Below are 25,578 nucleotides of genomic sequence, written 5' to 3' on the forward strand. Positions count from 1 at the left end.
ATTTTAAAAATATTTTTCGACAGAATTTCGATATAACTAATTTAGTTTATAAATTTAAACTAAAATATGAAACTAATAGATTATTATTTTTACTAGATTTTATTAGACTATATAAATACCTGTCTAAAATATCCCTTTAGACATTTATATGCTTATTATTTTTTTAATAAATTACTTTTTCTTTTTTTCATATTTTTGTGTCATTTTTTTACAATCGCCATATATTAATATTGAGATTGGGATTAAATCTCTAAAAAAATTAACTAAGGAGTGTTTAGCTTGAATTGTGGTAAATATTATGGAGAATATATCGGTAATTTAGAATACGTATCTAGTCAACTATTAGGTATAATAAATGGAAATATCTTGCCTGCATTACCTAGCACAGGATTTCCTGTTGATGTGAAAGATCCTCGAGGAGTATGTGTATCAACATATACACCTAAAGATTCAGTAGTTTTCGATTGTACTATTTGGAACACTATAAAGGAAAAATTAATAAATTCTAGTGAAGAAAGTGGTGAAGTTGCTACTACAGGAATATTAGTATATCTTTGTGATACTTTAGACTGTATTTTGAAAAGAACTGTAGGTTTAAATTATGGATTTGCAGCTCAACTAGAAAGATTTTTATGTCTTTGTGAATCTTTAGAAACTAGATTAGACTCTATATGCTGTAACGGAAAATGCCCAGAAGTAATTGGAGATTTATTATGTGTATTAATGCAAATATTAACTAAATTAATATCAGCTGTCTCTAAAGCAGCAGTATTAGTTTATTATGCAACTTGTGATATCAATCCTACTACTGGTAATACAGTTATCGCTACTTTCTTTGAATGTATGCTTTGTGACTTAATAAATGATTTATGTGAATTAGAAAAATTAATACCTGAATTAAGCGCTATAGTTATAGCATTCGCTACATGCGATATGCAAAAATGTACACCTTGCTATACTGCACCTTGCGCACCTAAGAAAGTTAGACCTATATGTCCACCTAATATGATGCATTACGGAAATAATGGATATGGACAAAATTATGGAGGATGTTGTGGATCTGGTTGCTGTGGTGGTTGTAATAAAGGCAAATAAATTTAATAAATAAAAGTACAAGTCATATTTTCTATGACTTGTACTTTTAAAATATAGTAAGAAGGGGGATATAATTTTGAACTTCATTAAGGATTTAGACATTATCTATAAAAATTTATCTGAAATCAAATTAAATATTTTTTGTAATAATTTTTATAGTAATATTTGTAACTTAACAGATACAAATATTTTCAAAAACTTAATTTGTAAGCTATCTGATAAAAATTTTTATAAATCTAATTATAATAAATTAGATGATTGTGATTGTGATTGTGATTATGATTATGATTATGATTATGATTGTGATTGTGATTGTGATTGTGTAAGTTTAATCGACTTATTAATTTATAATATTTGTGAAATAGAAAACCGTACTTGTTGTGATAAAAATTATAGTTACTTATTACAAATAAATAGATTATGTTGTATTCTTCAAAATTTCAAAAAATTACTTTGTCAACTAAAATGTTTTCAAAATCAAAATTGCAATTTAATTAGTAAAATAATTTGTCTACTAATTGAAATATTAGGATTAATTGAGAATATAATATCAAAAATTAAAAATATTGAATGCTTATGTAGCTCAAATTTATGTTGTAGTTGTGAAATATCAGAATGCCTACTTTGCTTATTAGTAGAAGATATAGATTTGCTAGAAGATAAAATTTGTACCTTAGCTCATTTAGTTTTAGAAATAGCTTCTTTAAATATAATAAATTGTACTACTTGCACTACTAACTTATGTTGTCATAAGAAAAGTAACTATAATTGTTTAAATGATAATACTCATTTAAATTACCCAGATTTCAAATGCAATAAATCTAATGATATAAAATATTTTAGATAAGGAGATGTAAATATGAGTTATAATCAAAATTATGATTGTTCTGGAGGTTGCTCTTGTGGTTCTTGCTCTCAAGGTTATGAATACCCAACATGCTCTCCTGACTATAGTCCTGTAAATGTAACTAATTCTACTTGCCCTACTGTTGAAGGTAGCACCGGTGGTCAAGGTGGAGCTGCTTCTGGTAATAATAGTAGTGTAAATGTAAGTGTTTGTGGAACTAGACCGATAAAAGATAGCGATTGTTGTTGTAAAAAAGGAGTAGAAAAATTACTTAACTATTTATATTTAAGATCTTTAGATACTACTACTCCAACAATAAATTTATGCCTACATTCAAATATAATACCTTCTGATATAGTTTCTGCAACAAGTTGTACTGGATCACTTATGTCAGTATCTAGCCCTAATATACCTCTTATTAGTATTACTCCAGATTTAATAAAATTAAATAATGATCGAGTTTCTCTTTGTTCTATTTCTGTCATTCTCTTTTCTTTTGCTAACGGAGCTAGTGATGATATAAATCTAAAAAAAGAATTTTTCTATACTCCACAATGCAAATGCTGTTGTGACTGTGGACCTGGAGTAGCTCAAGCTTTATACCTTAATGGTCTAGGACTAGACTATACTATTTTTTTACAAGATACTTTAATGCAAGCAACAGATAAAACAATATCTATTGCTTCACTTTCACCAATTAAATTAATTGCTATAGACAAAGATATAGCTATTTTCTCTACAACTATATCTAATGAAATAACTTATTTTGGAATTCCTACTTGTAAAATAGCTAAATTTACGGCTTAACAGTTATAAATAAAACATTATAGAAAGGGGCTTTTATATGTATTCAAACAACTGCTGCTGTACACCTCCACCAAGACGAGACTATTGCAGCTGCAAAGAAGGAATCACTTGTGCTCTTGATTGGTTTTACCAAGACCTTTTAAGTTCTGGATCTAGTTCAATAGTACCTGGTTCATTAAAGTATTATCCTAAATTAGATAATATAAAAAATACTATTTATGCTATTGCATTTATATCTCCAGATATAGTACCCATATATATAGATAGTACCGATCCAGCTACTTCAAATTTAACTTATCTATCATTATGCAAAATATCTGGTTTTGAATTTCAACTTAGTGATAGTTATAAAATAGCTAAAGAAAATGATATTATTAGTAGATTCTCAAAAATATGTTATACTTCTCCAAATAGTTGTTGTAAAACAGGTCTATTAGAGTATTTACTAAAAACAAATCAATTTTTAACAGATAATACCGCTACTAAACCAGTTGCTATAATTTCTGTTAGTGATAATTTAAATTTCACTATTGATACAATACTTGCTATAAATAAAGATACTGTATGGGCTAAAAGGACTATAACTGGCCCTCCAATATCTACAACTTATTATGTTGTTTCATTATGTGAGATAATCGGTATCACTTTAAATAAGACATCAGTTTAAGGATGTGATCTAATTGAAAAATTATAATTACCAAACTAATTCTAAAGATTGCTGTTGTTCTTGTGGGTTAAAAAAAGCTATTTGTATATTAACATCTTTAAACTCTTTAATTGACACAAATGAAAAAATTACTATCTATTATAGTAATACATCACCTATAACTAATGCTAGTATATTAAATTCTCATTATCCTAGTTTAGTTTTAATTAATGGTACTAATAACAGTAATAATACAGTAGAATCTTATATTTGTGTAGATTGCATAAATGCTATAAAAGTATACCCTAAAAATAATGATTATCAATCTATAATAAATATTTTAAACGGAGAATACAATTCACCTATATGCTTAACTCTACCTTGTATAGAAAATTGCTGCTGTAAATATAGTATAGCTGGTTATCTTAAAGATAAATATATTACCATGTCAAATAGGAATTTCAATGTTTCTCTTTGTAATTCTCCCCATGATATATTAAATGTCTCTGTTATACATTTGGATTATGATGTTGCTTGGTTACTCAATTCTATAGACAAGGTTTTATATTTAGTTCAACTGTGTAACATTTGTTCATTATCAGAGGTTTCTGTATAATTAAATTTTTTATAAAATTTAATATATAAAGCTAACCGGACAAATATTAGTTTTTCTAACTTTCGGTTAGTTTTTTTATTTTATTTTAATTCCCATAATTCTAGTCAAATCTATAGCTTGAACCATACTAAACATAGCTCCCTTTACATCATCTATTCCAATTTCTATTCCGTTTAAATTACAAGTGCTAAAATCTATTCCTTTTAATTTTGTCTTATTAAATATAGCTTTAGATAAATCAGTATCTAGAAAAGCTATTTTTTCAATTTTAGTTTCTTGAAATACTGATTCTTGAAAATTAGATTCTATTATATTAGCACCTTTTATTTTTGCAAATGAGAAATTCGAATATTTTCCTAATACATCTCTAAACAATACATCTTTAATAAGTGAATCTTCGAACCTAATTCCTATGAGCTTACAATTTTTAAATTCTACTCTATATAAACTTCCATCATTAAAAGACACATTTGATAAATTACAATTTTCAAATATTACATCCATTATCCCAATTTTATTTAAATCACATTCTTCAAAAGTTACGTTTTCAAATATACAAGAATCAAAATCCACTCTATCTTGTGAAATATTACTTATAGTTATATCTGAAATTAATTTATTTTCTATTTTTTCTTCTCCATATATATATTCTAAAATGTTATTTTCTTCCTCTAATATTTTTTGTATTTTAGGCTTATTTAATTTTATTAATCCCTCCATAAATTATCTCCTTTTCTTTATTTTATTATAAATTATGATTTATTCGTATATAAAAAATAGGATGCTATAATCATCCTATTTTTTAATCTTTTTATCTACAAATTTTACTACATCATCTGGTATTAATTTAGTTTTTTCATAACCAACTCCACCATTAGATATATCAAATATCGTAGCTTCTCCTCCTTTAAATTTACCCTCTACTAAATCCTTTATAGTTAATTTCACACCTATTCCAACATTTTTAAGAGCTGACGTAAGTATCGTATCTGGAGATACATAATTTTGCGGCATATCTACTGCTACTACATATTTTCCAAATTCTTTGCCTGCTTCATAAGTACCAGAGTTAACGCCTCCTCCAGCCGTAAATATTATTTCTATTCCATCATTATACATTTGAGTTGCTATAGCTTTACCTTTTGCTGCATCTGTAAAAGAATTAGCAAATTGTGTTGATAATTTATTCTTAGAATTTACTTCTTTTAATCCCTTTTCAAATCCCACTGCAAAATTAGTCACTGAAGGAATATCCATTCCTCCTATAAATCCAAACTTATTAGCATTACTCATTTTAGCTGAAATTAATCCAACTAGATATCCTGATTCTTCTTCACTAAAAAGTATTGGTCTTACATTTTTAGGAATTCCATCTTTATAATTTCCATCAATTATAGCAAAATTTTGATTTGGATAATTTTTTGCTGCTTCTTTAATAGCATCTGCTAAATTATATCCAACACCTATTATTAAATCCGAACCTCTATCAACTGCTGTTTCTATATTAGTTTTATATTCACTTTCTTGATTTGTTTCTATGTAGTTAACTTCTACTTTGTATTCTTTTTCAGCTTTTTTTGCACCTTCCCAAGCTGATTGATTAAAAGACTGGTCATTTACTCCACCTTTATCTAAAACTAAAGTTATTTTCATCTTTGTATTGTTATTTGAATCTTTTGTTTGACTTTCTTTAGAAAAGCATCCCACTAATCCAATACTACTTAAAGATAAAATAGCTATTAATAATAACGCTTTTATTTTTTTCATAGTACCTCCTATTTTTTAATTTTCTTTAACTTTACCATTAATTTTAAATCTTATTTAACCTCAATATATTATATTATATTAAGTATTTAATGTAAAATTAATCTTGTCATTTTTAATATCTTCTTGTCATTTATTTTAATCAGATTTTAATTTTTTAATCACTAGAAAATTATAAATTAATAAAAAACTACTTGAATGTAAAAAAAGTTGTTCAAAATTAAATTTTGGACAACTTCTTTTTCTAAATACTAATTTTTATTCTTCTATATATTCAAGTATAACCTTTTGATTTTCTTTTAGGATAATTTCTTCTTTCTTAGAAACTATACCTTTTCTTTTTATTTTAACTTCCGCTACAAAAGGTTCACTACCTTCTATCATTTCTAATAACTCATATGCTTTTTTACGACCAATTTTTGTTGCTAGATCTTTTAATAATGTTATTTTCTTAAGCATCTCACTTACCTCCTATTAAAATTCACACTACTATGTAATATCTATTATATCAGATAAACTTTTAATTAATACTATTTTAGTTCACAATTATTGCTTATCCTATATATAAATTTTTCAACATTCCCAAAAGAAATAAATTTCTTATTTCTTTAAAACTTTATCCATATACTCTACTATTTCATCTGAAGTTCCTAAACATAAAACTTTATCAGCAAGTTCTTTCATATCATCATAGTTTAAAGTTTTTATTAATTGTCTAGCGGGAAGTATAGATATTGGCGACATAGATAATTCATCTATTCCCATACCTAATAATAATGGTATCATTTTAAGATTTCCTGCAGATTCTCCACACATTCCTACCCATTTACCTTCTTTATGAGCATTATCTATAACTATTTTTATCATTCTTAATACAGCAGGATGGAACTGATCATAAAGATGATGTATCTTTTGATTCATTCTATCTACTGCACAAGTATACTGAATTAAATCATTTGTTCCTATTGAGAAGAAATCAACATGTTTAGCAAGTATATCAGATATCATAACAGCAGATGGCACTTCTATCATCATACCTATTTCTACATCTTTTCTGTTATATACTATTCCTTCTTCATCTAGCTCTTTCATTACTTCTTTTATTATTTTCTTACAATTTAATAATTCATCTAAAGAAGAAATCATAGGAAACATAACTCTTAATTTACCGTGCATACTAGCTCTAGCTAATGCTCTTAATTGAGTTTTAAATAAATCAACTCTATCCAAACATATTCTTATAGCTCTGTATCCTAAAGATGGATTCATTTCTTTATCTAAGTCTAAGTAGTTTAATTCTTTATCCCCACCTATATCTAATGTTCTTACAATTACTGGTTTTCCATCCATTTCTTCTAGTACAGCTTTATAAGCTTTATATTGCTCTTCTTCTGTTGGTAATGTATCTCTGTTCATATATAAGAATTCTGTTCTGTAAAGACCAACACCTTCAGCATCATTCTTTAATAACCCTTCAACATCCTCTGGAGTTCCTATGTTACCTGCTAATTCTATGAATCTTATATCTTTTGTTACAGATTTATGACCTTTAACTTGAGCTAAATTTCTTCTATATCGTTCGAACTCTTCTTTCAATTTAATATAGATTCTTTTTGTCTGTTCATCTGGATTAATTATTACTTCACCAGTTTCCCCATTAAATACTACATAATCCCCATTTTTTACCCTTGCAGTTATATCATTTAGCCCAACTACAGCAGCTATTTCTAATGATCTAGCCATTATAGCTGTATGAGAAGTTCTTCCTCCAACATCTGTTAAGAAAGCTACTACTTTTTCTTTGTTCATTGTAGCTGTATCTGATGGTGTTAAATCATGAGCTATTAATACTACTTCTTCATCTATGTTTGCTAAATCTACAACTTTAATTCCTAGTATATGTCTAAGTACTCTGTTTGTAACATCTTTTATGTCCGCTGCTCTTTCTCTCATATACTGATTATCCATAGCTTCAAACATATCAATAAACATCTCTTTTATTTCATTCAAAGCATAGTCCGCATTTACTTTTTCATCTATTATCTTAGATATAGTAGAACCTATTAGTTCTGGATCTTCTAAAACCATTAAATGTTCTGTAAATATCTCAGCTTCTTCATCACCTAATTCTTTAGATACCTTTTCTTTAACCCTTGTTAGTTCATCAATTGAAGTATCAATAGCTTTTCGTAATATTTCAACCTCTGCTTCAATATTACTTATATTTCTCCTATTTACAACTATTTTACTATTTTTAACTACTAATGCCTTTCCTAAAGCTATTCCTGGAGATGCTGCTGTTCCTTTATACACGACTTGATTTCCCCCTAAAAGATAACATATTCATGTAAATTTAATTTTTTATATTCAAATAAAACCTAGGTAACCCTAGGTTTATTTATTATTCTCCAAATTTTCCATCTACTAATTCAAATAATGCATCAGAAGCTGCTTCTTCATCAGCTCCATTTGTTATTATTATTAACTCATCTCCTTGAGCTAATCCTAAACTCATTATTCCCATTATTGATTTAGCATTTACTTTCTTTCCTTTAGCTTGTACTTCTACTGTTGCTTTAAATTCAGCAGCTTTTTTAACAAACATTCCTGCTGGTCTAGCGTGAAGTCCGCTCGTATTTTTAATAATTACTGATTTTTCCATCGTTATATAACCTCCAATAAATCTATTCTTAAATTAGCTTTTACTTTATTAACATTTTTAATCTAATTATTGATTTTTTATATCTTTTATAATGCAATTAGTTATGCTTTTGGTTAACTTATTTTTTTGAAGCGATAATATAGGTCTAACCTCAAAATTTGATGCCATTGCCTTATTGCAATTTATATTTTTATTTACAACGTCTATAACCTTATTAAAATCATAAAGTCTTAACCTATTTATACTATTTTCCTCAAGCTTTTTCTCATATATACTATAAAATAAATCTTTATATGAAAATTCTTTATGAAGGTTTAGCATATCTCCTATTTTAGGAATTATACTCTCCATTAACGTTCTAAGTGAAGGATCTCTTTTTACTCCTAGTAAATTACTCAATGATTCTATAGTTTCTTTACTTAGCAATTTAAACTTTTCAAAACAATACTGCTCGTCATATTTATACTCAGCATTAAAAAAATATTTAATACCTTCATATCTATCATAAGCTTTCATTGTATCTAAATAACCTAGATTAATGTTTTTTTCAACACTATCTTTGTCTTTATTCAAAGATCCTCCTAGATTTTCTGATGGTATTATAACCTTCACATTTATATCTTGATGTCTATTTAAATTTATTTTACCTAAAAAATCATCAAGAAGTCTTATTACAACAACATCTTTATATCCCTTATCTTCTAATAATTTTATAGGCATATTATCATAAAACATCCCATCTAGATATAATTTATCATCCATAGTATCAAGTTGAAAAATTGGTAAACTTGAACTAGCTATTAAATAATCTACCAATCTGCCCTTTGGAATATCCTCTATGTATAAAGGATGAGGGTTAATTTTTTTATCCCACCAAACTGTTACTAGTCCAAAGTCTTTATTAGAATTTCTAATAGCATCTTCATTTAATGTCTTTTCTAAAAGCTCTCTTAATGGTGTTATATCTATTCCTTCATTTTTTCTAGCTTTATTTATCAGCTCAATTACAGTATTGAAATTTTTTGCAGTAAAATCTATATTTTTAAACCTTTCATAACTATCCTCATCTATATTCATAAAATGAGTATAATCATAAGTCAACCATATATCTTCCATAACTTCAATATCATTTTGTAATATATATGCACCATTTAGAGCCCCTATTGATGTTCCTGCTACACCTTGAAAATCTATACCCAACTCTCTTAATGCCTTATACGCTCCAATTTGGTAAGCTCCCTTTGTTCCTCCGCCTTCTAGAATTAAGCCTTTCATAATTATCACCTATTTCACCGAAAGATATATACTCTCTACACATTAGAACAATTTAAAATATATTTTACCATAATTTCACTTTACAAGTATATATCTTTCAGATTTTTTATAATCAATTTAAATATTTAAATTTAATTTATAATATCAAGAGATTGTATTATTTTCACAGATTTAAGAAATAACTTTTTCTCTATAGTTCCTAATGACATACTGTTAATTAATTCTTTCTTTGGGTCTACTAAATACATTTTCTTATAACCTGTTTTTAAAAATGCCATACACACAGTTCTTATATCATTATTATTTTCACATTCAAAACTTGATGGACTAACCACTAATCTATATTGTGAACTTTTTATGTTTCTAATCATATTTTTATAATCACTTAAAAACTTATTAGCATCCCTGCTACTTATATAACCACTTACGTCTATATATACCCTTTTTTCAGATTCTTCTATATTAGCTCTAATCATAATGTACCCCCCCATATATTCTCTACTTACAATATATGGAGTTAACCTTATATTAGTGATTATAATTCTAGAGAGTCCTTTATTAAATCATCTATTTTTTGTTGTAAATGTCCTATTTTTACATATGATTCATTATCTAAACTTGATTTTTTTAAACTTTCTATTATATTTTTCGATAAATTTTCTATCTCTTTATAATTATTATCTTTAAATATTTTTATCTTCATTACTTTATTTGGATAATAATCATATGCCGTCTTACTCATTTTTTTTGCTGTAAGCTTAAAATACTTATCATATATACTAGAATTTAAAATACCAACTAAATATTCTTGAGAAAATTCACTTTTATATTCTTCTTTTATAATAAAAGAATATACATCTGCACTTGAAAAATTATTATTATAATCTATTGCAAATCGATTTTCTTTTGATTTATATGGGTACATTATTTTTACTGATTCAAATAATTTTTTATCTCGTCCCCATTGAAGCTCGTACCATTTCCTAATATTATTTTTACACTCTCTTCTATTTTCTAGTTTTTCCCTATATTTAGAAATACATTCTTTTATTACTATAGAATTATTTTTTTCATCTTTTATATCATTCGAATAAATTAATCTATAATTACTATCTTTTACTACATACTTATATATATTTTTGTTTTTAACCCATTTTTTTATAAGTTTACTGTCTATTTTATTTATTCTCTCATCTTCTTTATCCAATATAAATGCCTTATCACATCCCGTAATTATTCCCTGAAAACTTACAGCTATATCTTCTAAAGTATATTTACATTTTTGTTGGATTTTATTATAAAAGTCTTTATCTATATTATTAATTATTATCCATTCATCTTTTAAAGAATCTTGCTCTACCTTAAATCTTTTAAATCCCTCATTATTTATGAATTCTCTTAGGTTTTCTATGTTATCTACTTTAATAGACTCATCCATTATTTTTAATACATCAACATACTCTAATTTCTTTATTTTTTTTTTGCAAAAAGTCATTATACAACTAGCAATTCCAATGTTTTTAAAGATATTTGCACCTAAAAAATCTACAATTTCTTTTATATCTGCCTTTTTTGCTATATAATTTCTCAAGTATTTACCTGATGGACTTTCTAAAAAATATCTTGGAGTTATAACACTTGCCAATCCTTTATCATCTAACAAATCTATTATTTTTTTATAAAAGCAAAAATATAAATCAGCCTTATCTCTATATACTTCATTATAATTTTTCATCAAATATTCTTTATATTTTTTATCTAGACCCTTATGACCTATATATGGTGGATTCCCTATAATATAATCAAATTTATTACTCCAAGTTTTTTTTAAGCTATCAGTACAATAAATATTTATTTTTTCTATGTATAAATACTTATTCTTATTTATTAAGCTTTTCTTTAATATTTCAATAGCTTCTTTGTCTATATCTACCCCGTAAATACAATTACTAATTACATGATTATGAATATTGTCTACTTGCCAATATTCCTTTCCATAAATATCAGCTAACTCATAGATATTTTTTTCAAATAAATTATATAAAATATCATACGCCTCCAATAAAAAATTACCACACCCACAAGATATATCTAATACCCTTGGGTATGGATTTTTTATAACATCATGATTTTTTAAAGTTTTCTCCACAATATAATCTACAATTATTTTTGGAGTATAATATATACCTTTAGATTTTTTTATATCTGTATCTAAACTATTTTCATAAATTTTAGACATTTTAAAATTATTATTTTCTAAAACCCCAATATTAATCTTCATATTTCCCTCCAAATATGATAGTTACAATTCTATTCTTGTCTAATTATAACACATGCATTTCATTTAATACCATTTACTATTAATCCATTTAATAATCTCTTCTATATCATAATTTTCTGATAATGAAATTAAATATTCTAAGGCTTCACAATCATCCATTGAAATATCTCTATCCATTTTTGGATTTAATCTACAATAATTTTCATCTAACAATTTTTCAGAAAATAATTGACTCATTTGACAATTTCCTTCCAATGTAACAGATATAATAGGAACATCTGGATTTTTATTAACTACCCAATCTAATGCTCCCCAAGTTGTAGTGTCCTCTTTTATGCTATTATAAACATATCCTGTACCTAATGATAATAATCTTATATCATCTAGATTCCTACCTAACTCTTTATCTAGAGCATATACCAAACATGCCAAACTAGGATCTGTTGCTATTATTCCTCCATCTATATGATTTTTATATGTTGGAAAAAAAAATGGTGCTGCACTGCTTGACATAGCCACATCTATAACTCTTGCACTCTCTGTAGATGATCCTGGAATATTATTATAAAAAATAGGTTTCCATGAACTGGTCTCATTTCCTATTGAGAACGTTGGAATGATAACTAATTTTCCTAAATCTTTTAATTTTAAACTTTCAGGAAATATACTTCTTAAAACATCTTTTAGATGTTTATTATTATATTTAGGTCTTAATATTTCTGAATAAGATTTATCAAATATATATTCTGCATTTTCTATTGAATAAAATTCTTTTATCTCTCTAGGACTTAATCCATATGCTAATCCTAACGCTATCAAACTACCTGTAGATGTTCCTGCAATCATATTGGTATCTCTTATTATATTAGGTAATTGATTTTGTAGTCTTTCAAAAAGTCCTATGCTTAAAGCTCCTTTTAGTCCCCCTCCATCGAAAGTAACAATATTAAAATTTAATTTTCCCATAAATTACCTCCAATAATATATATATTGTAGTATATGTATATTATCAAATATGTGTATATTACATTAAATAAAATTCATTACACTAAAAAAGGACTGCCTCAAAATCCTTATACTTTGAGACATCCCCTTCTTAGAATATCTAAATTAATATATTAAAATTTTTTCATAAACTTTCCATATTTTGTTCTTTATTATTTAAAAGTAATTTTTTAAATTCATCTGTGATTATCGCTTTAGAAAAAACAAATCCTTGAACAACACTGCATCCCATTTCCTTTAAAATTTGTAATTGTTTATAATTTTCAACACCTTCACATACAATCTCTAAACCTAAATATTTAGCTAACTCTATTACAGATTTAACTACTATTTTAGTTTTTGAATTTGTTTCTATATCTATTATAAACGATTTATCAATCTTTAATATATCTATTGGAATATCCTTTAAATGACTAAAATTCGAGTTTCCTACACCAAAATCATCCATAGCTATCTTTATTCCCATAGACCTTATTTGCGTAATTTTCTTATTAATAAATTTTATATCATTTATTGTTGTTGTTTCTGTAATTTCTATTTGTATTAAACTTCTCAGAATATTATATTTATCCATTGTTTCATTTAAGTAACTTATCAAATCTTCTTGATAAAGTTCTACTCTAGATAAATTTATTGAAACTGGTAAAGCATCTATCCCCTCATTTTTCCAGTTATTAATAGTTTTACAAACTTCTTCAAATACCCATTTACCTAAATCGTTAATAAATCCATTTTTTTCTGCTATATGTATAAAGTCGATAGGACTAACAAAACCAATATGAGGATGGTTCCATCTAATTAAAGCCTCTGACCCTATAACTTTTCCTGTATTAATATCAAATTTAGGCTGATAATACAACTCAAATTGATTTTCTCTAAGGCCCCACTTTAAATCTTGCTCTATCCTCATTGCATTTTTTCTTTTAGATTTCATATTTTCATCAAATATTAAATAATTTTTACCACTTAATCCTTTTGCATTTGTCATTGCTATTTTTGCATTATCAATTAACCTCTTTACTATATAATCATAGTTTGTTAATTTATATATACCTATTGTAAAATCCACTTTTTTATACAAATAAACTTCATCTATACTCGCAAAATGCCCAATTTTATTCATTATTATACTTATTAAATTTTCTATATCATTTTCTCTATCTTCTAATTCTATAATTAGACCAAATACATCAGGTGAAATTCTTCCATATATTGCTCTTTTCTCAAAATGTAATTTTAAATTTTCTGAGATAGACTTAAGCATCACGTCTCCAACTTGATAACCATATATATCATTTATAAATTCAAAATTTAATATATCAAAACATATAACAACACATTTCTCTTTATCTCTTTTTAATAAATATTTCTCCGCATCTATTACAAATTTATAATAATTATTAATTTTAGTTAAATTATCTTCGAATATAGCTTTTTTAAGTTTTTTAACGTATTTAGTTTTTAGAATAACAATTATAATCGCTAATATAATTAATATTAGTATAATAATGCTCTTTTCAACTATATTAATATCTGTTAAAAATACACTATCTACTGAAACAGACATTACCAAATACCACTCATCTGTAAACGGGATATTGCAATATCCAAAGTATCTATCTGTATTATCAACTGAATACCTTACTACTCCTTGATTATATATATCTGTATCACAACTAATTATATATTTTTTTTCATTAAAAAGTTTACTTAAACTCTCTATTGATACTCTATCTACATCTTTACAACTAGTAAACATTACTTCACCTTTTTTATTTACTATAGCCGAATATCCTTTTTTTTCATATACTTCTGGTGCTAATCTGTTAATAACTGAATTTATATCATAAACTCCTGAAAGAGCACCTTTAATTTTGCCATAACTAATAATTGGAATAGAATATATTAAGACTTCATGTTCCGTATCTTCCTTTCTAATAGGCTCTAATATTGTAGATTTCCCTTTTATTGCATCTTTATAAAATTTAAAATTTTTTAAAAAAACTTTTTTTTGATTACTCTTTACTGAATTTCCTTCTAAATCAGAAATTATTAATTCAACAAATACACCTTTTCTTACTTCCTCTTGTAATTCCTTAAATTTAACTTCTGTAAGCTTATTATCATCTAAAACTAAATTTTGCGAAATCAACTTTAAAGCATCTAAATTATTCTTAACCTCGTTACCTATATTTTTCGATATTTGAGTAGTTATTTCTTGTATTTGAAATTCATTCTGAGCTATAATATTTTTATATATTTCTTTAATATATAAAGCTCCACATGCTGTAAATATCAATATAGATATTAAGATAATTAATACACCTAATCTCCCACATTTATTATTATGTTTTTGCATGTTTTATCCCCTATGTCTATGTACATTAATTAAATATTCAATTTTTCCATATTTTTACATATTTATATTATAATCTACACTTTATCTCAAATCAATGTTAAATACTTTACTCCTTAAAATAATTTCTATAAAAATATTAAAACCTAGATTTATAATCTAGGTTTGTTTTAATTTATTTTTTTGAATTTTTATCTAAAAAAGATAATACACCTTGTACTATACCGTCTGATAAGCTATTTTGATATTTTTCTTCTACTAGTTTCTTTTCTTCGCTTGGATTAGTTAAAAATCCACATTCTACTAAAACTGATGGCATATTTGATTCTCTAATAACTTCAAAAACATCACCTTTAATGCCCCTATCTTTTACCTTTATATAAGATACTATAGTTTCTTGAACCATTTGTGCTAATGTATCCGATCCATCAACACTTGCATCTTTATAATATGTTTCTATTCCATTAGCGCTATCGCCACCTGATTCTGCATTTAGATGTATTGAAACTAATACATCTGCATTTTGGTCATTTGCTAGTTTAGCTCTATCTGAAAGAGATACATATTTATCTTCTGTTCTTGTAATCAAAACTTGTACATCCTTTTCTCTAGATAGTTTATTTGCTACTTTTTTTCCTATTTGAAGTGCTATATCTTTTTCATAAACTCCTGTATGCTTGCTTTGGGTTCCCTTGTCATTGCCTCCATGTCCTGGGTCAACTACAATTGTATACTTTTTTTCTACTTTTTTATTTTCTTCTTCTAAATTAAACTGATCTTCTTTTACTACTTGTTCTTGAGAATCTATATTTTTACTAGTTATATTCTTTACTATTTTGGATATCCCTTGTGTTGACTTCATCATACAAAATAAAAATATTCCTATCAAAATTAACAATAAAATTAATTTTTTCTTATTAATTCTTCCTTTTTTACTAGAAATTTTTCTATTTAAATTTTTATTGTTGATCTTTTTCGACATTGTTTCACCTTTCTTGGCTTAATTTTAATTAATAAAATCCCACTTTACTAACTGTTATTTTACCACCAAGAAATGTATTTATCAATATTTTTTAGATGTTAAAACGTACTAATTGACAGTAATTATCCACCTAAAGTAACGTCTTGTGTCTTGTACCAATTAAATGCATCTGCCATATGAGTACTATTAAAGTCTGGCCAATAATCATCCACTACATAAAAATCTGCGTAAATTGATTGTACTGGTAAAAACCCACTTAAACGTCTTCTTCCACCCCATCTTATTATTAAATCTAGTCTAGAAATATCAAATGATTGTATGTAATTTTGTATATTATTTTTATTTACATTTTGTGCATCTGCTAAAGTGTTCAAATCCCAATGCCATCCATAATTAACTAATAAATTTGCTTTTATTTGACCTTCTTTTGCCTCACTTCTATTTGTGTATGGCAATAGTTCTTTTGGAAACATAGGAGATTTTGTATTTCCTATTACTAAAAGAGCTGCTCCTTCATCTATTAACATATTTGCAGCATTTATACATGCTTTGGTAAATGCTTCTGTTTGACATGATGGTCTTTTTGTATTATCTGTAGTAAATCCGTAAAATGTAACTTCTTTAACTCCACTATCTCTACATATTCTATATGCTTCAAGTCCTGGATCTAAACCATTATCATATCCTTTTTCTTTGGTCATTCCTTTACTTTGTGCCCAACGTCGATTACCATCCGGTATAATTCCTACATGTTTTGGTATAGGCATTTTAATCACCTCTTCAAAGTATTATCGACTAATTTCTGAATTATTAATCAAGTTTATATGCATAATTTTATTAAATATTTTTTAATTTTTTATGTTGTAAACTATAAAGTAGGCAACTATATTTATTTAATTTTTTATTTCTATTTTAAACGTAAATTTCCATAATTTCTTTAATTTTTTCCACTACTCCATTTTCAGTATTTTTCTTAGCTTTAAATCTAGCAACTTTTTTTAATTTATCATGGGCATTTTCCATTGCATAACTATGATAAGCTCTACCCATCATTTCTACATCATTTAGTTGATCTCCAAATACCATTGTTTCTTTATCACTTATATTTAACATATTTTGTATTTTCTCAATAGCTACACCTTTATTTGCTCCTTTATTACTTAAGTCTAGCCAAAATTCACCTGATATACTTATTTGTAAATCTTCTCTATAATCATCAAAATATTTATTACTATTATTTTCTGATCCTAAAAAATCACATAAAGTAACTTTTAATATTTCATCTTCTACTTTTGTTAAATCTTCTACTATTTTATAATCTTCGAAGTACTTTTCTAACTCATTTATAAATTTAGTATCTTTATTTTCTATATAAGCACATTTTTTACATGCTAATATTATATATGTTTCTTTTATATTCCTTGCAATTTCTATAATCTCATTAGCCTTATCTCTGTCTATGAAAGATATTACTGTTTCTTCTCCATCACAAACCATAAATGTTCCATTGTCAGATACAAAAAACATATCATCTTTTATATCTTTAAAAGTTTTAATTATATTAGCATATTGTCTACCACTTGCAGCTACAAATTTTACATTTTTACTTTTTAATGCTTTAAATACCTTATTAAAATCTGGGTGTAATTGTCCATTTTCATTTAACAAAGTCCCATCTAAGTCTGTTGCTATTAATTTTATCATGTGTATTCTTCCCCCGATTCTTAATTTTTAATACTTTATACATTATACACCACAAATTTAAATACAACAAATAAAGAGCTACCTAGAAATATATAACTTTTTTAATAATCAATTTTAGATTATATATAAAGTTTATTTTTAGACAACTCTTTTTTAAACAATATATAACTAATAGTATCCTAGTATTTTTATATATCTCTTTTCTCCTTCTTTAAAACTAAGTGGATAATTTAATAAATCATAGGTGTGCTGACAAATTAAATAATCAATTAAATAATCTCCTTCTAATATAACGTCCGTGATTATCATATTATGATAGGCCCTTCCTTCGTAAAGCAACTGTACTATATCTCCAATTTCTAATTCATTATAATTTGCTAATCTTGTATATATACCTAGATTATCAGTATTAGATTTATTATTATTTATAATATACTTGTAAAAAGGTTCTGCTGCTGTCCATGAAGGAGTTCTGTTATTGTCACTATACCAAAACCACATTTGAAGTATATCTTTTCCTGTATGATCAAAAGGGATATTTCCAGCTCTTAAACATTGAGATATGAAATTTGTACAATCACCTCCCCAGTCTTCATAATCTTTATATTCTGGATTTCTATCTAATGCCCACTTTTTAGCGTATGCCGCTGCTGCTTCTCTGTTATACTCTTTTAAATTTCTCATATAACACACCCCTCATAATATAAATCCTTATTCTTTATTTAAAACTTAAAATCAAATACATATGTTATTTATTGTATATGCACTTAAATACTCTTCACATTCTTCAAATGTAAATTTAACTTCTATCGTTTGAAAATTTTCACTACCTATTTCATAACTAGAAAAACAAATTACAATCCCATCTTCTTCAATATAAAAACTTTGGTCACTGCATATTCCTTCAAATTTTTCAATTTCTTCATTTTTTATAGATTCTGAAATATATTCATTATTATAAATAGTATTCTTTAATTTCTTTTTTATAGATCTGTTCAATATATCAATTTCCCATGCTTTATCATTAAATATATCTACTAGCATAATTTCTTTTTCTAAATTCAAATCATAATTATAACAATTTATATAACTTATATCGTATAATCCTATGAGTTGTGAGAATTCTATAGGTATACTAATAATTTTATTCTTATTAAAAGATATTAGATATTCTGTAATACCATATGTTATATAATCGGGTGCTATATATATTTTAAAATCACTTTGCAAGACATCTTTAAATGATGTTACATCTTCATATATTTTTGTATTTATATACTTAATAAAATTAATTTTTTTATCTTCATTTTTTAAGCTTGGATATTTTAATATATATTTTAATTCCTTGATTTCTTCTTCTATTAAATGTGCTTCTATAGATAACATATCCTTCCTCCTATTCATATTTATATATATTATTTAATATGAATAGTTTATGATTTTTGTTATTTATTCTTTTGCTAAATTAAGCTTACATTTTTTGTAATATAAATTGTATTGAATTACTTACCATACTTTAATATAATTAAGTGTATGCTAATAAAAAATGAATAAAAATGAGAAAGAAGGGATGAATTTGTCATCATTGAAAAAACTAGTTATAATTCTAGTGATTTTAGTCGTAGCTTTTCCTGTTGGTGCTTTTGGGTATGTTTATTTTAAATTAAATTCTATGCATGACCCAAATGCAAATAGCTTATTAGGTGAAACAAATTTTAAAGCTGAAAATGGGATTACAAACATATTATTAATAGGTACTGATGGAAGACCAGGAGAGAAAGATTCTAGATCAGATGCTATGATGATACTAACTGTAGATAATAAAAATAAAAGCCTTAAGCTTACTTCATTAGCTCGTGATTCTTATGTTGATATTCCAGGTCATGGAAATCAAAAACTTACTCACGCATATGTTTACGGCCAGGCAAACTTATTAATAGAGACTATAGAAAATAACTTTGCATTAGATATTCAAAATTATGCTGCTGTAGATTTCTATTCGTTCATGGATATAGTTGATGCCTTAGGTGGTGTTACTGTTAAAGTTGAACAAGACGAAATACATGAATTAAACAAATTCATACCTGAGACTTATGCTTGGGACGAAAATTCTAACAAAGGTTCTATACAGTATATTAAAAAATCTGGAACACAGACTTTAAATGGATATCAAGCTTTATCTTATTCTCGTATAAGAAAAAATGATAGTGCTTTTGAGAGAGATTCTAGACAAAGAAAAGTTATCCAAGCTTTAATTGATGGAGTTAAGGCTTTACCAGTTACTAAGTATCCAAAATTAGTAGATACTATACTACCTTATGTAAAAACTAACATGAAACCTACTGAAATCTTAGGTCTTGGTGGAACTGTTTTAAGTCTTGATGATTTAAGTATAAAACAAGAAGAATTCCCTATCGATGATGATATTCATAGTACTGGTGGTATCTATGGAGATGCAGGATGGGTTCTTAGATTTGACCCTGATACATTAGATATATTACATGACTTTATATTTAGTAATATACGATTTAAAGATAATCCACTTTTAAAAACTAATCCAACGCAAAATAACTTAAAATAATAATAAAACAAAAAATTTAGAGGCAAATCACATTTAATGTGATTTGCCTCTTTGATTTTACTATGCTATTTTTCTAATTTAATAGTTCTAACACTTTATTAAATGCACTTTGATTTATTCCTCCACCAACTTGGTATACTAATTCTGTTGATTTTGAATTTAATATACTATTTTGACTTGATGTTGTACTATTTCCTACCATAACTATTGGTAAATTTAATTTAGCAGCTAAAGGTCCCGCTGTTAGTGCATCTACTAATGGATTACTTTTCGTTACAAGAACTGATGGATACTTACTATCCAAATAAAATTTTTCAATTACTTTTGCATTAGTATCTTGTCTTGTTTCTCCATAAATTCTATTTTTAGATACATCATTAGAAGTTATTTCATTTATCTTATTTATAATATTATCTGATAAAACTGCATTTCCTCCTATAAAGTATGCATCTAATATATTTTGTGATTTTAACCAATTATAAGCATCATCATTCATACTATCTTTAGATGATAATACTATAGGTTGTTTTTCTTGTCCTGCCTTTGATGCAATCGAAAGTGCATCTGGCTCACCTATGCCACTAGTTACATATACTTTATTTATATCATTTATTGAAGATATTTCTTTAGCTATCTTTAAAGATGTTTCGTATCTATCTACTCCACCTATTCTAGTTGTTGATACACTAGGTAATAGAGATTTTATTTCACTTAAAACATTTTCTTGTATAACACTTGTTCCACCTATTAATATAACATTTTTAGGGTTTAATCTTTGTAATTCTGTTTTTGTTGAAGTTGGTATTTGATTTTTATCCAATAATAAAATAGGCGCATCTTTGCTAGTTGCAAGAGGTGTCGATGTAATACCATCTACTATAGAATTTCCATTTACTAACACAACTGTATCTGAACCTGTCGTCCACCCTTTTTTACTTACAGCCACTGCAGTATCGTATCTTAAGTCACCTTTTAAACTCTCCACTTTTATATTTGTTTCTGGTGGTGTAACTGGAGGAGGTGTATTGTTTAAGTATAAGTTTTTTAAGTCTGATTGAAGTTTTGAATTTCTAACTATATCTTTAGCAGAGAAATGCATACTTCCTTTTACTTCACTGTATTGTCTATTTAAATTTATTTGATTAGTTATTTCTCCTGCTACATCTAAATTTCCATTTTCGCCTTGTCTATATACAGCTTGTCCGATGTACAAGTCAACATCAGTACCTTTTACTTCATTTGCCCACCAATCTACTAATTTTGAATAATCTGCAACTGCATATCCAATAGTCCAATAAATTTGTGGAACAACATAGTCTACTAACCCTTGTTTAATCCATGCTCTTGTATCCGCGTAATGACTTGAATAACTTTCATTTCCTCTTGTATCTGAACCAGTTGGGTCACTAGATTTATTTCTCCATATACCTGCTGGACTTACTCCAAACACAACACTCGGTTTTATACTTTTTACAGTTGATTTTACATCTCTTAATAATGTATTTACATTTTCTCTTCTCCAATTGTCCTTAGTTTGACCATTACCATATTTTTGGTATGTTGCTTCGTCATCAAACCCAGTATTAGGATAGAAATAATCATCAAAATGAACACCATCTACATCATAATTTCTTACAACCTCAGCTATAGTATCTACTATATATTGTCTAACTTCTGGTAATCCAGGATTATACGTAAGAGCATCATAGCTTCCATTCTTATGTTGAACTACCCAACTTGGATTTTTTCTAGCTGGATGATTTACTGCTAGAGTGTTTAAATCTGTAGTACTAGTAGTTACTCTATATGGATTAAACCACGCATGAAATTCCATCCCTCTTTTATGAGCTTCCTGTATCAAAAATGGTAATGGATCATATCCAGGATCTTTACCTTGAGTTCCAGTAAGATACTCTGACCATGGATTTATACTTGATTTATATAAAGCATCTGATTTAGGTCTTACCTGTACAACTACTGTATTTATCCCTACATTTTGTAAATTATTTAATAGTTCTATATACTCCTTTTTTTGTTGAGCTTCATCATTCTTTGTCTTTGGCCAGTCAATATTATAAACCGAAGATATCCAAGCCGCTCTCATTTCCTTATCACTATCTGCAAATGAATTCACACTAAACATAGTACAAATCATCGCTAAAGATAGCATTAAAACACCAAATTTCTTCATTATTTTTCCCCCATATTATTTGATTTTTATCAGAAAATTAGTTATTCACCTTATTTAACTATTTTTTCTATAAAATTCTACCTTAAATAAAGTATATATAATTTATGCCTATTGTGTCAATTACATCTACATATACAAATTAACCAATATATGTTAATTTGTTGAATTAAAAAATCACCCTGATTAATACAGAGTGATTCTAATATTCTAAAATAATATTTAGTTTTATGTACTAAGCTAACACACGTCTAGCAGTCACAAAAGTTCTTGTATAATAAGACGAGTTTAAGTTATCTACCTTAACTACATCGCCTGGTTGTGGAGAATGTATGAATTTAGAATCTCCAACATACATACCTACATGACTTATACTACTTCCATCTGAATTAAAGAATACTAAATCTCCTGCTTGTAATTGACTTTTGTTAACGTATGTCCCTACTGTAGCTTGATCTCTAGATACTCTAGGTAAAGTTACGTTAGCTGCATTTCTATAAACATAAGATGTAAGCCCCGAACAGTCAAATGAACTTGGTCCACTAGCTCCCCATACATATGGTTTTCCTATTTGCTTATATGCTGTATCTAGTAGTTTTTGTACTTTATCAGAGTAAGCTTTACTTCCTTGTAAAACTACATAATCTGCATTTACCCAGCCTACTATTCCATCTCCAGTTTCAATTTTATACCATTCACTATTTTCATCTAATATCTCTACATAGCTTCCTGTATAAACCTTTCCTACTACATCATAAGATATACCTACTCCTGTTCTTATATTTAAAAAATCACATGGAGCTACAACTGCTACTGACATATCTTTTTTATCACTCATTTTTCCACTTGCTAAAAATTTATAATAAACTTTATTTATATTTAGTATTTCATTTGATGCCATTTCTCCAGAAGGTTTTAACCAATACCAGTCTCCCTTATTATCTTTGAACCACTGGTTATTCATCATCTTACCACTATCTTGGAATCTATACCATTTTCCACTTATTATCTTCCACTCACCACTAGCCATTACACCATTAGAGTCTAACCAGTACCAAGTTTCACTTTTATCTTTAAACCAACCTACTTTTTTAGTATTATCCTCATAATAATACCATTTATTATTTTCTTTTATCCATCCATTTATGTTATTTTGACTCGTATAATTAGCATTTTTAACGTTATCATTTGGTAGCGCATTAGCTATTTTAGTTTCTGATATTAAAGAAACAGATATAGAAACCATTGCTATAGCAAAACCTTTTAGCAATATCCTACTCTTAAGATTAATCTTATTTAATTGCATTCCTCGCCCCCCTGTCCTTAAATTTACAATCATATTACTATTTTATCATATTTTTATACATTTTTGAATTTTTTTCCATGTAATTTGCTAATTTTTTTCTTCTTTCATTATCCCGTCTTGTCCAAAATCATAAATTATATTACTTACTTCAACTTTTCCTGTTTCCATTTGACCATTTGAATTTAAATGATACCACTTTTCATCTTGTATTAACCATCCTGTTTTCATTTGTCCACTTGGCATAAAATAATACCAATCATTGCCTTGTCTTAGCCATCTTGTTTTCATTTCTCCACTTGGCATAAAGTAATACCATTTATCACCTTGACTTAACCAATTTATCTTCATTTCTCCACTTGGCATAAAGTAGTACCATTTATCACCTTGACTTAACCAATTTGTCTTCATTTCTCCGCTTGGCATAAAGTAGTACCATTTATTTGATGTTTTTATCCAACCTGTTTGCATCTTTCCTACTTGATTGAAGTAATACCACTTATCTGATATTTTAGCCCATCCAGTTTTCATTCTTCCATTTTGACCCAAATAGTACCATTCACTATTTTCATTTATCCAGCCCATTTTTTGAATATGAGTATTTTTATCGTAATATTTCCAGTATCCTTTATCCTTAACCCATCCTCTAAAATGTTCATTTATTGCTTTATATATTCCATCAGCTACAGCTTCTCCCATAACGACTCTTTTTTCATGAGTATCAACTGCTTTGATATCATTATTATTCATAAAAGAATGTTCTATTATTATAGATGGCATTTTAGCTTCTCTTATTACACAGTAATAATCTAAATTATTTTTATTTGGGAAAAATCTTGACCAAATAGCTCTATCTTTCTTTAAATTTTGACTTGTATTTGATTTTATACTATTTCCTATAGTTGTTGCTACGCTTTTACTTATTCCACCATTTCTATCAAAAACAGAATGAATTATGTGAGAACCATCGCCATTCCCATCAGCCGTATCATTATGTAAACTTACGAATAAATCTGCATTTATAGCATTTGCTAATGCCGGTCTAGATGGCAACTCTATAAATTTATCTTCTGTTCTTGTCATTACTACATTAATCCCATAAGTTTTTAACTTATTCTCAACGACTTTAGCTAAATCTAAATTTAAACTTTTCTCTAAAACATTAAGATTTTTATTTACAGCTCCAGAATCCTTTCCTCCATGACCTGCATCTATTACTACAGTAAATTTATTAATATCAGTCTTTGGAGTTTGATAAGTATTTAATATTCTCGTTCTACTATCAATTTTTTGTAACTCTTCATCATAAGCCCAAGCTTCATTATGATTTGAAATAAGCATTGGACCTACTATTAGTGATGTCACTAATAATTTTTTTAATATATTCTTCATTTTTTTCCCCCCTATAAAACATTACTATTTCAGTATATCTATTTTTTATCTTTATTGTCAATATAAGGCGTAGA

Annotated in this window: 24 protein-coding genes; 6 read left to right on the forward strand and 18 right to left on the reverse strand. The window is 26.8% G+C overall.

Going from position 1 to position 25,578, the window contains the following annotated elements:
- Positions 1 to 279: 279 nt before the first annotated feature.
- From CHF27_RS01935 to CHF27_RS01955, 5 genes are all read left to right on the forward strand, one after another.
- The gene (locus CHF27_RS01935; RefSeq protein ID WP_095404657.1) at positions 280 to 1,095 is read left to right on the forward strand and encodes a hypothetical protein; all 816 of its coding nucleotides are present in this window, start codon (positions 280 to 282) and stop codon (positions 1,093 to 1,095) included.
- A gap of 76 nt (positions 1,096 to 1,171) precedes the next feature.
- A complete protein-coding gene (locus tag CHF27_RS01940; protein WP_095404656.1) occupies positions 1,172 to 1,942 on the forward strand; it encodes a hypothetical protein in 771 nt (256 codons plus the stop codon).
- Between the two features lie 12 nt (positions 1,943 to 1,954).
- Positions 1,955 to 2,749: a hypothetical protein gene (locus tag CHF27_RS01945; RefSeq protein WP_095404655.1), complete on the forward strand. Its 795-nt coding sequence runs from the start codon at positions 1,955 to 1,957 to the stop codon at positions 2,747 to 2,749.
- A gap of 37 nt (positions 2,750 to 2,786) precedes the next feature.
- On the forward strand, positions 2,787 to 3,416 hold the full coding sequence (locus CHF27_RS01950; RefSeq protein WP_095404654.1) for a hypothetical protein: 630 nt from the start codon (positions 2,787 to 2,789) through the stop codon (positions 3,414 to 3,416).
- Positions 3,417 to 3,429: 13 nt separating this feature from the next.
- On the forward strand, positions 3,430 to 4,011 hold the full coding sequence (locus CHF27_RS01955) for a hypothetical protein (RefSeq protein ID WP_095404653.1): 582 nt from the start codon (positions 3,430 to 3,432) through the stop codon (positions 4,009 to 4,011).
- A gap of 75 nt (positions 4,012 to 4,086) precedes the next feature.
- On the opposite strand, the gene CHF27_RS01960 is transcribed toward CHF27_RS01955, so the two are convergent.
- From CHF27_RS01960 to CHF27_RS02030, 15 genes are all read right to left on the reverse strand, one after another.
- A complete protein-coding gene (locus CHF27_RS01960; protein WP_095404652.1) occupies positions 4,087 to 4,731 on the reverse strand; it encodes a pentapeptide repeat-containing protein in 645 nt (214 codons plus the stop codon).
- A 75-nt stretch (positions 4,732 to 4,806) separates the two neighbouring features.
- Positions 4,807 to 5,778 carry a BMP family lipoprotein gene (locus CHF27_RS01965; protein WP_095404651.1) on the reverse strand — a complete coding sequence of 324 codons (972 nt, stop codon included), beginning with the start codon at positions 5,776 to 5,778 and terminating at the stop codon, positions 4,807 to 4,809.
- A gap of 255 nt (positions 5,779 to 6,033) precedes the next feature.
- Positions 6,034 to 6,234: a hypothetical protein gene (locus CHF27_RS01970; RefSeq protein ID WP_095404650.1), complete on the reverse strand. Its 201-nt coding sequence runs from the start codon at positions 6,232 to 6,234 to the stop codon at positions 6,034 to 6,036.
- Between the two features lie 141 nt (positions 6,235 to 6,375).
- On the reverse strand, positions 6,376 to 8,088 hold the full coding sequence (gene ptsP / locus CHF27_RS01975) for a phosphoenolpyruvate--protein phosphotransferase (protein WP_095404649.1): 1,713 nt from the start codon (positions 8,086 to 8,088) through the stop codon (positions 6,376 to 6,378).
- Positions 8,089 to 8,176: 88 nt separating this feature from the next.
- Complete coding sequence (locus tag CHF27_RS01980) at positions 8,177 to 8,437, reverse strand: HPr family phosphocarrier protein (protein ID WP_095404648.1); 261 nt, start codon at positions 8,435 to 8,437, stop codon at positions 8,177 to 8,179.
- A 66-nt stretch (positions 8,438 to 8,503) separates the two neighbouring features.
- Positions 8,504 to 9,712: a patatin-like phospholipase family protein gene (locus tag CHF27_RS01985; protein ID WP_095404647.1), complete on the reverse strand. Its 1,209-nt coding sequence runs from the start codon at positions 9,710 to 9,712 to the stop codon at positions 8,504 to 8,506.
- Positions 9,713 to 9,843: 131 nt separating this feature from the next.
- The gene (locus tag CHF27_RS01990; RefSeq protein ID WP_095404646.1) at positions 9,844 to 10,188 is read right to left on the reverse strand and encodes a hypothetical protein; all 345 of its coding nucleotides are present in this window, start codon (positions 10,186 to 10,188) and stop codon (positions 9,844 to 9,846) included.
- Between the two features lie 59 nt (positions 10,189 to 10,247).
- Positions 10,248 to 11,993, reverse strand: a complete 1,746-nt coding sequence (locus CHF27_RS01995) for an Eco57I restriction-modification methylase domain-containing protein (protein ID WP_243444918.1) — start codon at positions 11,991 to 11,993, stop codon at positions 10,248 to 10,250.
- A gap of 63 nt (positions 11,994 to 12,056) precedes the next feature.
- A complete protein-coding gene (locus CHF27_RS02000) occupies positions 12,057 to 12,959 on the reverse strand; it encodes a patatin-like phospholipase family protein (protein ID WP_095404645.1) in 903 nt (300 codons plus the stop codon).
- Positions 12,960 to 13,122: 163 nt separating this feature from the next.
- On the reverse strand, positions 13,123 to 15,357 hold the full coding sequence (locus CHF27_RS02005; RefSeq protein ID WP_095404644.1) for a bifunctional diguanylate cyclase/phosphodiesterase: 2,235 nt from the start codon (positions 15,355 to 15,357) through the stop codon (positions 13,123 to 13,125).
- A gap of 172 nt (positions 15,358 to 15,529) precedes the next feature.
- Entirely contained in the window at positions 15,530 to 16,336 is an 807-nt protein-coding gene (locus CHF27_RS02010) for an N-acetylmuramoyl-L-alanine amidase (RefSeq protein ID WP_115975850.1), read from the reverse strand.
- 122 nt (positions 16,337 to 16,458) lie between these two features.
- Positions 16,459 to 17,103: a polyprenyl diphosphate synthase gene (gene uppS, locus CHF27_RS02015; protein WP_115975853.1), complete on the reverse strand. Its 645-nt coding sequence runs from the start codon at positions 17,101 to 17,103 to the stop codon at positions 16,459 to 16,461.
- Between the two features lie 145 nt (positions 17,104 to 17,248).
- Positions 17,249 to 18,040 carry an HAD family hydrolase gene (locus CHF27_RS02020; RefSeq protein ID WP_115975855.1) on the reverse strand — a complete coding sequence of 264 codons (792 nt, stop codon included), beginning with the start codon at positions 18,038 to 18,040 and terminating at the stop codon, positions 17,249 to 17,251.
- A gap of 168 nt (positions 18,041 to 18,208) precedes the next feature.
- Positions 18,209 to 18,724: an amidase domain-containing protein gene (locus CHF27_RS02025; RefSeq protein WP_115975857.1), complete on the reverse strand. Its 516-nt coding sequence runs from the start codon at positions 18,722 to 18,724 to the stop codon at positions 18,209 to 18,211.
- A gap of 51 nt (positions 18,725 to 18,775) precedes the next feature.
- The gene (locus CHF27_RS02030; RefSeq protein ID WP_158534714.1) at positions 18,776 to 19,426 is read right to left on the reverse strand and encodes an RsiV family protein; all 651 of its coding nucleotides are present in this window, start codon (positions 19,424 to 19,426) and stop codon (positions 18,776 to 18,778) included.
- 190 nt (positions 19,427 to 19,616) lie between these two features.
- Between CHF27_RS02030 and CHF27_RS02035 the strand changes: the two genes are divergently transcribed.
- Positions 19,617 to 20,621, forward strand: coding sequence for an LCP family protein (locus tag CHF27_RS02035; protein ID WP_115975862.1), 1,005 nt, complete (start codon positions 19,617 to 19,619; stop codon positions 20,619 to 20,621).
- Positions 20,622 to 20,694: 73 nt separating this feature from the next.
- Here CHF27_RS02035 and CHF27_RS02040 read toward each other — a convergent pair whose 3' ends face one another.
- The 3 genes from CHF27_RS02040 to CHF27_RS02050 form a co-directional block, all read right to left on the reverse strand.
- The gene (locus tag CHF27_RS02040) at positions 20,695 to 22,812 is read right to left on the reverse strand and encodes a family 10 glycosylhydrolase (RefSeq protein WP_115975865.1); all 2,118 of its coding nucleotides are present in this window, start codon (positions 22,810 to 22,812) and stop codon (positions 20,695 to 20,697) included.
- Positions 22,813 to 23,044: 232 nt separating this feature from the next.
- Positions 23,045 to 24,115: a C40 family peptidase gene (locus CHF27_RS02045; protein WP_158534715.1), complete on the reverse strand. Its 1,071-nt coding sequence runs from the start codon at positions 24,113 to 24,115 to the stop codon at positions 23,045 to 23,047.
- A gap of 87 nt (positions 24,116 to 24,202) precedes the next feature.
- Positions 24,203 to 25,504 (reverse strand): N-acetylmuramoyl-L-alanine amidase, encoded by a 1,302-nt coding sequence (locus CHF27_RS02050; RefSeq protein WP_115975870.1) that lies wholly within the window; start codon positions 25,502 to 25,504, stop codon positions 24,203 to 24,205.
- Positions 25,505 to 25,578 lie beyond the last annotated feature (74 nt).

This window comes from Romboutsia maritimum (genome assembly GCF_002251085.2).
GTDB lineage: Bacteria > Bacillota > Clostridia > Peptostreptococcales > Peptostreptococcaceae > Romboutsia_B > Romboutsia_B maritimum.

What these genes read in the sequence shown, in the direction of transcription:
- CHF27_RS02040 (WP_115975865.1), bottom strand. Translation starts at nt 22,812, where the DNA reads ATGAAGAAATTTGGTGTTTTAATGCTATCTTTAGCGATGATTTGTACT.
- uppS (WP_115975853.1), bottom strand. Translation starts at nt 17,103, where the DNA reads ATGCCTATACCAAAACATGTAGGAATTATACCGGATGGTAATCGACGT.
- CHF27_RS02050 (WP_115975870.1), bottom strand. Translation starts at nt 25,504, where the DNA reads ATGAAGAATATATTAAAAAAATTATTAGTGACATCACTAATAGTAGGT.
- CHF27_RS01995 (WP_243444918.1), bottom strand. Translation starts at nt 11,993, where the DNA reads ATGAAGATTAATATTGGGGTTTTAGAAAATAATAATTTTAAAATGTCT.
- CHF27_RS02005 (WP_095404644.1), bottom strand. Translation starts at nt 15,357, where the DNA reads ATGCAAAAACATAATAATAAATGTGGGAGATTAGGTGTATTAATTATC.
- CHF27_RS02030 (WP_158534714.1), bottom strand. Translation starts at nt 19,426, where the DNA reads ATGTTATCTATAGAAGCACATTTAATAGAAGAAGAAATCAAGGAATTA.
- CHF27_RS02025 (WP_115975857.1), bottom strand. Translation starts at nt 18,724, where the DNA reads ATGAGAAATTTAAAAGAGTATAACAGAGAAGCAGCAGCGGCATACGCT.
- CHF27_RS01945 (WP_095404655.1), top strand. Translation starts at nt 1,955, where the DNA reads ATGAGTTATAATCAAAATTATGATTGTTCTGGAGGTTGCTCTTGTGGT.
- CHF27_RS01985 (WP_095404647.1), bottom strand. Translation starts at nt 9,712, where the DNA reads ATGAAAGGCTTAATTCTAGAAGGCGGAGGAACAAAGGGAGCTTACCAA.
- CHF27_RS01965 (WP_095404651.1), bottom strand. Translation starts at nt 5,778, where the DNA reads ATGAAAAAAATAAAAGCGTTATTATTAATAGCTATTTTATCTTTAAGT.
- CHF27_RS01980 (WP_095404648.1), bottom strand. Translation starts at nt 8,437, where the DNA reads ATGGAAAAATCAGTAATTATTAAAAATACGAGCGGACTTCACGCTAGA.
- CHF27_RS02000 (WP_095404645.1), bottom strand. Translation starts at nt 12,959, where the DNA reads ATGGGAAAATTAAATTTTAATATTGTTACTTTCGATGGAGGGGGACTA.
- CHF27_RS01990 (WP_095404646.1), bottom strand. Translation starts at nt 10,188, where the DNA reads ATGATTAGAGCTAATATAGAAGAATCTGAAAAAAGGGTATATATAGAC.
- CHF27_RS02010 (WP_115975850.1), bottom strand. Translation starts at nt 16,336, where the DNA reads ATGTCGAAAAAGATCAACAATAAAAATTTAAATAGAAAAATTTCTAGT.
- CHF27_RS01970 (WP_095404650.1), bottom strand. Translation starts at nt 6,234, where the DNA reads ATGCTTAAGAAAATAACATTATTAAAAGATCTAGCAACAAAAATTGGT.
- CHF27_RS01950 (WP_095404654.1), top strand. Translation starts at nt 2,787, where the DNA reads ATGTATTCAAACAACTGCTGCTGTACACCTCCACCAAGACGAGACTAT.
- CHF27_RS02045 (WP_158534715.1), bottom strand. Translation starts at nt 24,115, where the DNA reads ATGCAATTAAATAAGATTAATCTTAAGAGTAGGATATTGCTAAAAGGT.
- CHF27_RS01960 (WP_095404652.1), bottom strand. Translation starts at nt 4,731, where the DNA reads ATGGAGGGATTAATAAAATTAAATAAGCCTAAAATACAAAAAATATTA.
- CHF27_RS02020 (WP_115975855.1), bottom strand. Translation starts at nt 18,040, where the DNA reads ATGATAAAATTAATAGCAACAGACTTAGATGGGACTTTGTTAAATGAA.